This window comes from Mucilaginibacter sp. (assembly GCF_035492695.1).
Taxonomy (GTDB): domain Bacteria; phylum Bacteroidota; class Bacteroidia; order Sphingobacteriales; family Sphingobacteriaceae; genus Mucilaginibacter.
Map to the genome: position 1 here is coordinate 41,098 of NZ_DATJJC010000032.1, position 12,952 is coordinate 54,049.

At 46.5% G+C, this 12,952-nt stretch carries 12 protein-coding genes; 6 read left to right on the top strand and 6 right to left on the bottom strand.

The features are described 5' to 3' along the window. Nucleotides 1–8 precede the first annotated feature (8 nt). The 5 genes from VL525_RS19175 to VL525_RS19195 form a co-directional block, all read right to left on the bottom strand. Entirely contained in the window at nt 9–626 is a 618-nt protein-coding gene (locus VL525_RS19175; RefSeq protein WP_325388643.1) for an RDD family protein, read from the bottom strand. A 137-nt stretch (nt 627–763) separates the two neighbouring features. Beyond that, the gene (locus VL525_RS19180; RefSeq protein ID WP_325388645.1) at nt 764–1,768 is read right to left on the bottom strand and encodes a LiaI-LiaF-like domain-containing protein; all 1,005 of its coding nucleotides are present in this window, start codon (nt 1,766–1,768) and stop codon (nt 764–766) included. Between the two features lie 39 nt (nt 1,769–1,807). Further along, entirely contained in the window at nt 1,808–2,401 is a 594-nt protein-coding gene (locus VL525_RS19185; protein ID WP_325388648.1) for a PspC domain-containing protein, read from the bottom strand. Nucleotides 2,402–2,523: 122 nt separating this feature from the next. Next, on the bottom strand, nt 2,524–3,228 hold the full coding sequence (locus VL525_RS19190) for an SDR family oxidoreductase (RefSeq protein WP_325388650.1): 705 nt from the start codon (nt 3,226–3,228) through the stop codon (nt 2,524–2,526). A 589-nt stretch (nt 3,229–3,817) separates the two neighbouring features. Next, nucleotides 3,818–4,732 (bottom strand): hypothetical protein, encoded by a 915-nt coding sequence (locus tag VL525_RS19195; protein ID WP_325388652.1) that lies wholly within the window; start codon nt 4,730–4,732, stop codon nt 3,818–3,820. A 197-nt stretch (nt 4,733–4,929) separates the two neighbouring features. Here VL525_RS19195 and VL525_RS19200 point away from each other — a divergent pair, with 197 nt between their 5' ends. From VL525_RS19200 to VL525_RS19225, 6 genes are all read left to right on the top strand, one after another. Further along, the gene (locus tag VL525_RS19200; protein ID WP_325388654.1) at nt 4,930–5,661 is read left to right on the top strand and encodes an ABC transporter permease; all 732 of its coding nucleotides are present in this window, start codon (nt 4,930–4,932) and stop codon (nt 5,659–5,661) included. Further along, complete coding sequence (locus tag VL525_RS19205) at nt 5,658–6,410, top strand: ABC transporter ATP-binding protein (RefSeq protein ID WP_325388656.1); 753 nt, start codon at nt 5,658–5,660, stop codon at nt 6,408–6,410. The genes VL525_RS19200 and VL525_RS19205 overlap by 4 nt, the downstream gene beginning before the upstream one ends. A gap of 97 nt (nt 6,411–6,507) precedes the next feature. Next, a complete protein-coding gene (locus VL525_RS19210; protein WP_325388658.1) occupies nt 6,508–7,389 on the top strand; it encodes a class I SAM-dependent methyltransferase in 882 nt (293 codons plus the stop codon). A gap of 133 nt (nt 7,390–7,522) precedes the next feature. Then, a complete protein-coding gene (locus VL525_RS19215) occupies nt 7,523–9,106 on the top strand; it encodes a D-aminoacylase (RefSeq protein WP_325388660.1) in 1,584 nt (527 codons plus the stop codon). Nucleotides 9,107–9,108: 2 nt separating this feature from the next. Further along, complete coding sequence (locus VL525_RS19220; protein WP_325388662.1) at nt 9,109–10,182, top strand: hypothetical protein; 1,074 nt, start codon at nt 9,109–9,111, stop codon at nt 10,180–10,182. Between the two features lie 77 nt (nt 10,183–10,259). Continuing rightward, nucleotides 10,260–11,222 carry a Gfo/Idh/MocA family oxidoreductase gene (locus VL525_RS19225; RefSeq protein ID WP_325388664.1) on the top strand — a complete coding sequence of 321 codons (963 nt, stop codon included), beginning with the start codon at nt 10,260–10,262 and terminating at the stop codon, nt 11,220–11,222. Nucleotides 11,223–11,424: 202 nt separating this feature from the next. Here VL525_RS19225 and VL525_RS19230 read toward each other — a convergent pair whose 3' ends face one another. Beyond that, a complete protein-coding gene (locus VL525_RS19230) occupies nt 11,425–12,906 on the bottom strand; it encodes an MBOAT family O-acyltransferase (protein WP_325388666.1) in 1,482 nt (493 codons plus the stop codon). Nucleotides 12,907–12,952 lie beyond the last annotated feature (46 nt).

A 12,952-nucleotide genomic window follows, 5' to 3' on the forward strand; every position in this document is an offset into this window, starting at 1 on the left:
TTTATCTGTCAGATCAACCTATCCTTCATCACCAAAGTGCCTGCTATCATATCATGCAGGCATTGCTGCTGTTTATTAAAAAAGATGAGCAGGTATCCTATGAATAATGGCAAAAAGGAGAATAGCTTACAAAAATTACGGATAAATGCGGTGCCCGCGCTTATCCGTTTTCCCTCCATATCGCAAACCTTTATTTTCAATACCTGCTTGCCCCATGTGGCTTGTTTGTCCGAGCTTTCCATCACCACGTGATAAATAAAATTGGTAACGGGTATCAGTACTAAAAGGCTCAGTGCTATCACTATTCTTGATTCCCTGTCTGTCATAACTAACACCGCGGTAAACCCCAGGACAATATATATACCCGACACGGCCAGCAGATCGAGAGCACCGGCAAGCATGCGCTGGTCGAGACCTGCGAAGTATTGTGGTATTACACTCTGCTGTTTAAAATGGAACACCTGCCGTAGCTCGGCAATTTCGTGCGCCTCTTTGTAATCGGGCATTTCAGGTGTCTTTACAAAGTCGCCGGGCCTAAGCGTGCGCTCTTTCAGTTCATCCACAGAAAAAGGCCCTTCGGGTTTACCGTTGATAACGAGGATATATTTATTGTTGGAATGTTGCAAAGTTGAAATGTTGGAAAGTTGCCATAGCTATGACAAAGATAAACGCAGTCCGTTACATACAATTGCATTAAACAAAAAATGCAATGCCATCCGGTATAACCTTCAGGCATTGCAGCTTTCAAACTTAACAGAGATCTTTAGTATTTATGTACTTTAAAGTCGGATATACCGCCGCTTATATGGATGTATATTTTGTTTTTTGCTGATTCGAAACCGCTCGTTTCGTATTCGCCATTGCTCATCTTGTTAAAACCGTCAAAAGTATTTGATGACAGTCCCGAATCGGATTTGATGTGACAGGCAGCGTTGGAAGGCACATCGATGGTCACGTCCGACGCGCCGGTGGAAACGTTGATGTTTGTTTCGGCTAACGGTTGCCCTACTTTTACTTTAAAGGCCCCGGCCCCGCCGTTTATTTTAACCGACCTAACCTTATATTTAGAAAGGTCGAAGTCCAGGTCAGTAGCACCTGCGTCGATATTTACTTCCCATTCCGGGTTGGTATTCAACTTAATAGTGGCCACATTAGCATCGTTATTATTATCGCCCCAGCCCCATACGCCTTTATGATTTTTCATGATGAAATCCATCACATACACCGAATCTTCCTGGTGAGTAGTAAACTGGTACCTGCCATGGAATTCGTGCGTATTGGCGCTGAACAAATCTGCGGTAGTATCATTCAGCCTGTAGGTTGTTGCGCCGCCTTTGATATTTAGCTGCGCTACTTTTACTGCTGCGTTAAAAGGCTCTCTAAATTGGCTGTCGCCCGATACTTTTACCATTTTCCCGCTATCGCTATCATCAGAGTCGTTGTCGTCGCCATCGTCAAAATTGATATCATTGTCATCGTTATCCTTGTTGTAGTGATAACGGAAACCTGGCCACCAGTGGTTGCGATAATTAAAATTACCGAACAGGATAAGCGCGAAACCACCTACAATAACGGTGATCTTTAATATTGTTGCCCATGGCGACCTGTTGTTTGCGAACAGCAGGTTAACGCCGCCTATCACCAGGAATACGGGCCACAAGTGCCATATATTGTTCCATTGAAAATGGATGTACCCAAAATTATGCAGCAGGAAAGCCGCCCCGATCAATACCAGGATCATGCCCGGTACCAGTTTATCGTTTTTCATGATCTTAATTTTAAATTGTGTATTTAACTATTGCCCTGGTTATTCGGGGGTGTTGGTTTCGGCAGTATCGCCGTCGGTTTTTTCTTCTTTAAATGATTGCCACTGAGCATTCAGGTCCCTTTTCTTTTTTTCGCCCGATAACATCAGCACACAGCCTACGGTTATTAAAGCTATTGGCCACAGGTGCTCAAAATCCCAGTCGGGTAAAATATCGAGGTTATCCAGCAATATCGATCCGCCGACAACAATGAGTATCACACCAAAAATGATGGCCGCCAGCGAAGTTGTGCGGGGTGCCGGTTGAAATGGCGGATTGGGCTGCGGCGGGATATTGGTGAACGGGTTGCCCTGGAAAGGGTTGCCGCCAAATGGGTTACCAGTTGGGGGCACGGTACCTTCGGGGCCCTGCGGCGGTACGGTGTAATCAACCGTAGGGTCCATATAAGGGAAGGGCTTTTTTGGAAGCACTATCCACAGAACAATATACACAGGCAAACCGCTGCCATGAAATATACAGGCGAGCACAAAAAACAGCCGTACAAGGGTCACGTCTATTGTAAAATAATCGGCTAAGCCGGCACAAACACCGCCTATCTTTTTGCGGAATTCGTCTCTATATAATTTCTTTTCCATTTTGTTAAGTTTTAAATTTTGTGATTGGTTAACTTGTTACTTGTGATTAGTTAATTTGTATTTAGTGTCTTGTCGGACTGATTAACCAATCACCAGTTAACTAATCACCGGTTAACCCGTCACTAAACCTGCCCTGTTACGGGCCTTATTATTATTTCGTCGACGTTGGCGCCGGCGCTCATTTTATAAGTATTCACAATAGCCGAAGCAATATCTTCGGGTAGTATAAATTTATCTTCGCTGATGGTCGTTCCGGCCCATGAGTTGGTGAGCGTTGAACCCGGTATAACGGCGGTAACCTTTACCCCATGCGGCTGCAGTTCGGCCCGCATTACTTTCGTAAGCCCTAACAGCGCTACCTTGGTTACACTGTAACTGCCTGCTGCTGCGATGGGGTCAAGCGCCGCGACTGAACAGATGGTAAAAATATGACCTTCACGTTTTGCGATCATCTTTTTACCGAAATGTTTATACAGGTGATAGGCGGGCATCAGGTTAGTATTGAGTTGTTTGTCAAAAGCCTCGTCGCTTTCGTCCAGTATACTCACCGGGTCGAACATGCCCAGGTTATTGACAATAATGCTGATAAAACCTAATTCCTTTTCGGCACTGGCGGCAAAACCGAGCAATTGATCTTTTACACTGCCGTCAACCGTTTGCGTCATTACCTGTATGCCTGGGTTCATCTCTAGCAGTTCCAGCTTAAAAGCTTCCAGCTCCTGCTCGTTACGGGCGCATATCGCCAGGCTGATGCCATCCCTGGCCAGCGCAATTGCTGTGGCCCGGCCCATGCCTTTGGTTGCTGCGGTGATGAGAGCGTTTGTCATTTTAGTTTGATATATAATTGGTGATTTAAATCGAAAACAAATCTACTGTTGATTTATATACAACAAATATGCTTTTTGGGAAGTGCACTTTATTTCTCGGTGAATGGCGGAAAAAAAACGGTGAACGCGAAATGTGCAATGCCTGCTTTAGGAGGCATGACCGAGGAAAACAGATCAGTTGTCCCTGTTTGAGATAACAACAATAGCGGCGTTTACATTCATTATTTCCCCTGATCAACCAACGCAATACCCCGAAATGAGCATATTGTTTGGGGAGCATTATCCACATTCCCCATTTCAGGTAATAATTTTTTATTGCGGAAACGCCTGTTTACCTGCCGTTTAGGGCATTTCAATTAAAGGCATATTTATTGTTTTATTCACAATGTATTAATCTTAACTATTATGGAACCATCAACTATCGTAGGCCTCGTAATCACTTTGATCCCAATAACACTTATTATTTCCGTAGTTATTGTCAGGGGCAAAAAATTATTTGATTAAGCTTTTACATTCGTCTATAGCTGAACCTTCAATTACAATATCCTGAAGATATTCTATTCTGGCCGGGCATATCCGGCTTTTTTTGTCACTCGGCTTTAGGGTGATATTCCTCTGTCACATACTTTAACAGTTCGTCTGCATCATTCTTCAATAGTTTATTGTCGCGTATCATCTCATCCAGGTTTATCCGTACCAGCACCAGGTCGGTAGCTAATTGAGTTAAATCCTGTTGCTTCAGGTCGCGCATTTGTGCGTTGGGTGCGGGCAAACGATTAAACACCGCCTCCAGGTTAGCCGGTAAAAAGTGCAGCCGCATAAACGGGTCAATATAATTTCGCTGATATTGCAGCGCAATGCCTTCTACTGTGCTTGTGAGCGATATATGCCCCTCGTAGTTTGCGATGTAGCCAATTATCTTCGAATTGGAAAACTGCTTCAGGCGAAGTTCATTTTTTATTGCCGCTATAGCGCCGTTTGACGGATGGAACAGCCATAGGCTATGCGAGTCTGCTATCAGCTTTTGAATTTTTTTCAGATCAGCTTTTTCCGTGGGTTGCTGTAAAAGGCTGAACAATGTATCAGTCTCCTTCCTTATCGCGGTTTCGCCCAGGTATATTTCATGGAGGTGGGCAGTATCGGTCTTCAGATCGCGTACCAGTTGCGATGTCAGTTGGTTAACATGCTCATTGTCGCTGATATATTCACGGATATTTTCGGCAATAAAACCCATCATAACGGCAATAAATATCATAAGGCCCTCCAGTAGGTATTCTTTCCAGACTTTGGGCTTATGTTCCAGTTGAGGGTGATGATGTACTTCCATGTTTTCAGTTGGTGTGGTGCGCGTGGGGATCGGTGTATTTTCTGTAACGATTTTGTTGCGGCTGGCGGCAGATGCAGCTTTTGGCTTTGGTTTTTCAGCTTTCGGCTTAACAACACCTTTCGGTTTTATTCTTTGCCCTTTCACTTTATCATTATTTCCTTGGCTGTTTTCACTCATAGCGCTTCAAAACTAATTATTTTAAGAATAGCCATTTAATAAATCCCGGCAGAAAATATCCTGTCACGGCGATGTGGTCAAAACAATTTCACAATTTATGTTTTGTTAGGGTGAGTGAAGTGTTTTTCACATATTTACCGCTTAGGGCCGGTATGTGTTATATTAAACCGTATTTTTAGGCGTTTTACCTGTTTTAAATGTTTCACAGCTTAGGAAGATATTTACTTTTACTGCGTTTAAGCTTCAAAAAACCCGAAAAGTTCAGTGTTTACTGGTCTGAGGTGATGCGCGAAATGGTTTCTCAGGGTGTAGGGTCACTTGGTATTATCGGGATCATCTCGGTATTTATCGGTGCTGTAGCTACCGTACAGGTGGCTTTCCAGCTTTCCAGTCCCCTGGTGCCGCAAAGTATTGCCGGCAGTATCTCACGCGATTCTACCATCCTCGAATTCAGCCCTACCATATCGGCCCTGGTGCTTGCGGGCCGCATCGGCTCTAGCATTGCGTCGCAAATAGGTACCATGCGGGTGACTGAACAGATAGACGCGCTGGAGATCATGGGCGTAAATGCCCCCGGGTTCCTGATATCGCCAAAGATACTCTCCGGCCTGTCTATGGTGCCGCTGCTTACCGTTGTATCCGTAGCGCTGGGCCTTAGCGGCGGTTACTTGGCATGCATCGTTTCGCGCGATATAGCCCCTACAGATTATGTGGTCGGTTTACGCGATAGTTTCAACCCAATCATCGTTGGTGTATGCGCTGTAAAATCCATCAGCTTTGGATTTATCATCACTTCGGTTTGTTCATATTTTGGTTTTTATACCTCAGGGGGGGCGCTGGAAGTGGGGCAATCGGCCACCAAGGGTGTTGTTTTCAGCTGTATCTGGATATTATTTGCCGATCTGCTTATCACAAGTGTTATGCTATGATAGAGGTCAAAGACATACACAAAAAGTTTGGCGATAACGCCGTGCTGCGCGGAATAAACTCCCAGTTTAAAGCGGGTAAAAAGAATCTTATCATTGGTGGCTCAGGGTCGGGAAAAACAACCCTGCTCAAATGTATCGTCGGGCTGCACGAACCAACCAGCGGCGAGGTTTTTTACAACGGAGAGAACTTTACCGAAATGCACTTCCACGAACGTGTGCCTATCCGCAAGGAGATCGGCATGCTTTTTCAAAACTCGGCCCTGTTCGATTCCATGAGCGTCGAGCAAAATATCACGTTCCCGCTCAATCTTTTTACCGATATGAGCAAAAGCGAAAAGCTCGACCGTGCTAATTTTTGCCTGGAGAGAGTAAACCTGAAAGGCAAGGGTAAGCTTTTCCCTTCCGAACTTTCGGGTGGGATGAAAAAGCGCGTAGGTATAGCGCGCGCCATATCTATGCAGCCAAAATACCTGTTCGTGGATGAACCCAATTCGGGCCTCGATCCATTAACATCCATCCTGATCGACGAGCTGATCAGTGAACTGACCGAAGAATACAACACCACCACCGTTGTCGTTACGCACGATATGAACTCTGTAATGGGTATCGGTGACCATATCATCTTTTTATTCAGCGGAGAAAAATGGTGGGAAGGCACTAACAAGGAGATAGCCCATACCAACAATAAGGAGCTGAACAACTTCGTATTCGCCAGCCCGTTTATGAAAGCGGCGAGGGAAAAATTGTGAGTGGGAAAGTCCGGAAGTCCGAAAGTCGGCAAGACAACTTATATTTGTAAAAAAATTTTTCGGACTTTCCGACTTATGCGGACTTCCGGACTCAAAAATGATCCAACTCCTCACACCCACCCACTGGAAAGATTACGAGCTGATAGATTGCGGCGATTTTGAAAAGCTGGAACGCTTTGGCAATGTTATACTGATACGGCCCGAACCGCAGGCCGTTTGGGGTAAGGTTTTGCCGCAGTCGGAATGGCAAAAGTTGCATCATATTAAATTCAAGGGCCGCTCGGCTACTTCGGGCGAATGGCTAAAAAAGAATCCATCAACACCTGACCGCTGGCATATCGAATATAAGAACCCGGAGATAGCCATTAAATTCAGGCTGGCGCTTACTTCATTTAAACACGTCGGTATTTTCCCGGAACAGGCTGTAAACTGGGATTATTCGTCACAGATCATCAAAAAATTTAAAACACCGCAGCCCAAAGTACTTAACCTGTTTGCTTATACAGGCGGGGCATCGCTCGCTGCCCGGGCGGCTGGCGCCGATACCACACACGTGGATTCTATAAAACAAGTAGTTACATGGGGAAACGAAAACCAGGAACTTTCGGGCCTAAACAATATTCGCTGGGTGGTGGAAGACGCGCTGAAATTTGTAAAACGCGAGGTAAAACGTGGCAAAAAATACAACGGCATTATCCTTGATCCGCCGGCATACGGGCACGGCCCAAGCGGCGAGAAATGGAAACTGGAGGATCACATCAACGAAATGATGCAGGACGTGACGCAACTACTTGATCCTGACGAGCATTTCCTGATCTTAAACGCGTACTCATTGGGCTTTTCTTCCGTCATTATCGAAAACCTTATCAAAAGCGCCTATCCCAAAGCACAGAATTTAGAAACCGGCGAGCTTTACCTGCAGGCAACGTCTGGCATTAAATTGCCTTTAGGGGTATTTGGAAAGTTTTATAAGATGTGAGCTTTTGCCTATTATGTCATTTCGAATGAGCGCAGCGAAGAGAAATCTTATACATTATATCTGCGAGCGACGCATCTCGTTTAAGAATTCTCACTATCGTTCGAAATGACAAACTATTAGATAAATTTGCTACATGCCGAAGCTGAAATTAGTCTTCCTATTCTTCTTGCTCCCTTCCCTGCTTTTTGCACAAAAGCATTTTGATATCATTCTTAAAAACGGGAAGATCATCGATGGCGCCGGCAACCCCTGGTTTTACGGTGATGTGGGTATTGTAAAAAATAAGATCGTCAGTATCGGCGACCTATCCAAAAACAAAGCCAAAAAAACCATCGATGCTTCGGGGCTTATAATAGCGCCGGGATTTATCGATGTTCATACCCATATCGAAGGCGACGAAAAGAAAACGCCTACTGCCGATAACTTTATTTATGACGGCGTAACCACGGTGATCACCGGCAATTGCGGCAGTTCCAACATTGATATTGCAAAATACTTTAAGCAGCTGGATAGCATCAGGCTTTCCATTAATGTGGCCACTTTGATAGGGCACAATGATGTGCGGCGTGCCGTGCTTGGAGAAAAAGCAGTAACGCCCGATGAGGCCCAATTAAAGCAAATGGAAAACCTGGTGGAACAGGCCATGCGCGACGGCGCTGTGGGCTTTTCAACCGGGCTTATTTATACACCGGGGCTGTACTCCAAAACGCCCGAGGTCATCGCGTTAGCAAAGGCTGCCGCAAAATACCACGGGGTTTACACCTCGCACATGCGCAACGAGTCGGACAAGATATTTGATGCCATTAACGAAGCAATTGACGTAGGCAGGGAAGCGGGCATGCCCGTAGAGATATCGCACTTCAAAGTGGGGCTGCCCAACTGGAACAAATCAGACCAAATGATAGCCATGGTAGAAAAAGCCCGGGCCGAAGGTTTGGATGTAACGGTCGACCAATATCCCTATACTGCCAGCAGTACCACACTGAATGTTTTGCTGCCCGACTGGCTGCTGGATGGCGGGCGCGATTCGGTGATGAAGCGGCTGAACGATCCCGCTATTCATCAGAAAGTAGTTGATGAGATGATCAAAGATATGGCGCGCCGCGGTCGCCAGCATTTTGACTACGCGGTAGTGGCGCATTGCGACAGCGATACCACGCTGAATGGCAAAAACATCATGCAGATCAATATCGAAAAAAGCCGGACTTCCACCATTCCCAACGAGATAGAAACCATGCTGGATATTACGAAGATCGGCAGCGCTTCGATGGTATTCCACGGCATGAACGAGGACGATGTGGAGAATATCCTGAAATTCCCGCTTACCATGGTAGCTTCTGATTCGGGTATCCGGTTATTCGGGTCGGGCGTGCCGCACCCGCGCGGGTACGGCAGCAATGCGCGTGTGCTGGGCTACTACGTGCGCGAAAAGCATTTGATAAGACTGGAGGACGCCGTCCGTAAGATGACGTCGCTGCCCGCACAAAAGTTTCATTTAACCGGACGAGGGCTTTTACAGCCGGGGATGTTCGCCGATATTGTTATTTTTGACGCAAACACAGTAAAGGACGAATCGACGTTCGGGCACCCGCACGCGTATTCCGTTGGCTTTAAATATGTTTTGGTAAACGGCCAACTAACTGTTGATAACTTTAAGCATACCGGTACCCGAAATGGTGCTATTTTGCGCGGCCCTGGATTTGAGCAAAAAAAATAGAAATGAGATTAAAAAGTATCGTATTACCTGCTATCTGTATTGCAGCATCAATGGTTTATTTAACGGGCTGCAGCCATAGCAGCAGCGTGCCCGCTGGCGGAAGCAAAGCATCGGCAACCACCAAAAAAGATACCGCCAAAAAAGCAGAAGCCGAAAGCGCTGAAGTTACACCGGCTACCATCGTTTACCCGCCGATAGATCATGCGAAGTACGATACCTTGATGAAAAAACTTGCCCACGGCGATACTTCGGGCTTGTGGCCGGTTAAAAATACGCCATACCCGCTGCCCGGCGCTATACTGCCATACAAAAGGGTGGTAGCATTTTACGGCAACCTTTACGCAAAAAAGATGGGTATTTTGGGCGAACTCCCTCCTAATGAAATGCTGGCCAAGCTAAAAGGCGAAGTAAAGAACTGGGAAAAAGCCGACCCAACCACACCGGTACAGCCTGCGTTGCATTACATTGCTGTAGTTGCGCAGGGCGATGGCGGCAAGGACGGCAAATTCCGTTACCGCATGCCTAATAAGGGTATCGACTCGGTGTTGAGCCTGGCTAAAAAAGCACATGCCATCGTATTCCTTGATGTGCAGGTAGCTTTGAGTAATATCCATACGGAATTGCCTTTGCTGGAAAAATACCTGGCGATGCCACAGGTGCATTTTGGCATGGACCCTGAATTTTCGATGAAAGACGGTACCCATCCCGGTAAAAAGATAGGCACTTATGATGCTGCCGATGTGAATTATGTTTCAGAATACTTGGCGAAACTGGTTAATAAATATCATTTGCCACCCAAAATATTGGTGGTGCACCGTTTCACTAAAAAGATGCTGACCAACTACAAAAACATTAAACTGCGTAAAGAGGTACAGATAGTAATGGATATGGACGGATGGGGCGAACCCGACCTGAAAACAGGCACTTACCGCTATTTTATCCACAACGAACCTGTTCAGTTTACCGGGTACAAATTATTCTACAAAAACGATATCAAAAAGGCGCCGCACCACATGCTTACACCGGCCGAGGTGCTAAAATATAAGCCGTACCCTATTTATATCCAGTACCAGTAATTTAAGTCTGAAGCCGTAAGTTCTGAGTCTTGAGCCGGATTTACGACTTCGGACTACCGACTTAAGACTTCGGACTCATGATAAAATTCGGCATCATCGGCTGCGGGCGCATAAGTCACCGTTTTATGCAGGGGCTTGCGGCGGTGGAGGGTACTGAACTGGCTGTGGCCTGGTCGCGGCGGGCGGAGAGCGTGGAGCAGTTTACCAAGCAATATGGTGGCAGGGCGTGTGCAACCCTTGATGAATTACTGGCAAGCGATATTGATGTTGCTTACATTGCTACTTTACCCGATAGCCATGCTTTTTACAGTATAGCTGCGCTGAATGCCGGCAAGCACGTGCTTTGCGAAAAACCGGCGACGGTAAATCTTGCCCAACTGGAAGAGGTATTAAAAGTTGCCCGCGCCAGTAAGCTGCTTTTTATGGAAGGCATGAAACCGCCCTTTTTCCCACTTTACCGAAAACTTAAAGAATATTTAGAAACTGATCCGATAGGACCGGTGGGCTATGTGCGGGCGGGTTCGTCCGTGGCTGATCTTTCGCACGATCATCCCAATTTCAGCTACAATCTTATCGGCGGAGGTATAATGCAGATATTGCCTTATGAAGCTTTCCTGGCGCTGGATTGGCTGGGACCGCTGACCGATATCCAAACCATGGGCCGCTTCAGCGGGAAGGAAGTTGACATGTTCGCCGTTATTCAAACTGAGCACGAGGGTGGCTATTCACAGCTTTATTGTGGTTTCGACCTGCATGGCAAAGGCGATGCGTTAATTGCGGGCACCCTGGGCCATATCACCATTCACAAAAACTGGTGGAACCCGACCAAAGCCACGATAGATTACCTTGATGGCCGCAAGGTCGAGATCGACGAGCCTTTTACCGCAGGCGGGCTCAATTATGAAATTGCCCACTTTTGCGACCTTATCCGCACGGGGCAAACCGAAAGCCCGATCATTACCCATGAGCTATCGCGCGGCATGATGGCGCTGTTGAATAAAGCAAGAGAGCAGGTGGGGTTGAGGTTTGAGGGGGAGTGAATTTGATTTCAAATATCGAATGTTCAATTTCGAATTTTAGGTGAAGAATAGCAGAAAAGATTTCATTAAAGGCTATAACGCCGCAGAAGACGATTTGTCATCCTGAACGTAGTGAAGGATCTTATATAAGCAGCAAGCGAACCAGGCATATTGTACAAGATTCTTCACTACGTTCAGAATGACAATAAAGGCTATTCGTGTCTCAAAACTGGAAATAAATAAACGCCTTACCGGTTTGCTGGCTGAGGACGATGAGTATGATCAATACCGACCATACGATACCTGTCAGCCACCAGGGCATTTTTGACGCAGTTTTTAAAACGGTGGTGTTACGCATGAACCAGTGGAAAGCGAGCATCAGGGTGATGACGACGCCTACTTTAGCAATATCGGCGGTAGTTAGTATCGGCGGACCGGATGGCGGCGCCTGGCCTGCCATGGAATGCAATATGCGCCATGCCCCGGTAAACGTAGCCGAACGGAAGAAAACCCAGGTAACGCAAATAAGCAGGAAAGTGAATAATGCATAAATAAATCCACCGGAATCTTTCGACCGGGCGGGCGCAAACGATGCCTGTATAACTACAGGAGCAGGGATGTCTCCTTCGGGTTTGTCGGACATCCTGGCGCGACTGTCTTTAACGGCCTTTTCTATCCATAAATATACCCCATGCAACCCACCCCAGGCTACAAAGGTCCAGTTAGCTCCATGCCACAGACCACCGATAAGCATAGTGATCATTACATTGATATAGGTCCTGAATTTCCCCTCACGGTTACCACCCAAAGGAATATACAGGTAATCGCGCAGCCAGGATGACAGGGTGATATGCCACCTGCGCCAGAAATCGGAAAAACCGATAGCGGCATAAGGGTACAGAAAGTTCTGCGGCAGGATAAAGCCCAGGCACATGGCCACGCCGATGGCCGAGGTGGAATAGCCGGCAAAGTCAAAAAATATCTGCCCCGAAAAAGCAAGCACTCCTGCCCAGGCATCCAGCGGACCCATATTGCCCGGCGAACTGAATATCATATCCGACGTTGCGGCAAGCAGCGTATCGGCGCAAACCACCTTCATAAACAAACCAAGCGTAAGCAGCAGCAGGCCATTCAGCAGTTGATCTTTGGTAGCCTTGTGTTCCGTTTCAAACTGGGGCACCAGTTGTGGCGGGCGAACGATAGGCCCGGCAACCAAGTGCGGGAAGAAAGTAACGAACAGCGAAAAATCGAGCATTGATTTTACCGGTTCGCTCTTCTTTTTGTACATATCTACGGTATAGCACAAAGTAGTGAACGTGTAGAAGGAAATACCGGCAGGCAGGATAATATTCGGTTTGGCCGGGTGATAATCTACTCCTACTGCGTTGGCCAGGTGCACAAAGTTTTCCAATATAAAGCCACCGTATTTGAAAAAGCATAGCATGCCCAAATTGCCGATGAGACTTACCACCAGCAACATCCGGCGTTTGGCTTTATTAGGCTGAGTATATAAGGCGCGGCCCACGAAGAAATCGACTACCGTAGACAGCCAGAGCAGGAGGATAAAAGGCGGGTTCCAGGCGGCGTAAAAAACGTAGCTGGCCAATAACAGGTTTACCTTCTTTGCTTTCCAGGATATAGGAAGGTTATGCAGAATGAGCATAACGACAAAGAATGCTACAAAGGTGTATGAATTGAAAACCATGGTTTGATCGTTTAAAAGTGATTAGAGTTTATAGGATTGAACATGA

What these genes read in the sequence shown, in the direction of transcription:
- VL525_RS19180 (WP_325388645.1), bottom strand. Translation starts at nt 1,768, where the DNA reads ATGAAAAACGATAAACTGGTACCGGGCATGATCCTGGTATTGATCGGG.
- VL525_RS19185 (WP_325388648.1), bottom strand. Translation starts at nt 2,401, where the DNA reads ATGGAAAAGAAATTATATAGAGACGAATTCCGCAAAAAGATAGGCGGT.
- VL525_RS19190 (WP_325388650.1), bottom strand. Translation starts at nt 3,228, where the DNA reads ATGACAAACGCTCTCATCACCGCAGCAACCAAAGGCATGGGCCGGGCC.
- VL525_RS19195 (WP_325388652.1), bottom strand. Translation starts at nt 4,732, where the DNA reads ATGAGTGAAAACAGCCAAGGAAATAATGATAAAGTGAAAGGGCAAAGA.
- VL525_RS19200 (WP_325388654.1), top strand. Translation starts at nt 4,930, where the DNA reads ATGTTTCACAGCTTAGGAAGATATTTACTTTTACTGCGTTTAAGCTTC.
- VL525_RS19205 (WP_325388656.1), top strand. Translation starts at nt 5,658, where the DNA reads ATGATAGAGGTCAAAGACATACACAAAAAGTTTGGCGATAACGCCGTG.
- VL525_RS19210 (WP_325388658.1), top strand. Translation starts at nt 6,508, where the DNA reads ATGATCCAACTCCTCACACCCACCCACTGGAAAGATTACGAGCTGATA.
- VL525_RS19215 (WP_325388660.1), top strand. Translation starts at nt 7,523, where the DNA reads ATGCCGAAGCTGAAATTAGTCTTCCTATTCTTCTTGCTCCCTTCCCTG.
- VL525_RS19220 (WP_325388662.1), top strand. Translation starts at nt 9,109, where the DNA reads ATGAGATTAAAAAGTATCGTATTACCTGCTATCTGTATTGCAGCATCA.
- VL525_RS19225 (WP_325388664.1), top strand. Translation starts at nt 10,260, where the DNA reads ATGATAAAATTCGGCATCATCGGCTGCGGGCGCATAAGTCACCGTTTT.
- VL525_RS19230 (WP_325388666.1), bottom strand. Translation starts at nt 12,906, where the DNA reads ATGGTTTTCAATTCATACACCTTTGTAGCATTCTTTGTCGTTATGCTC.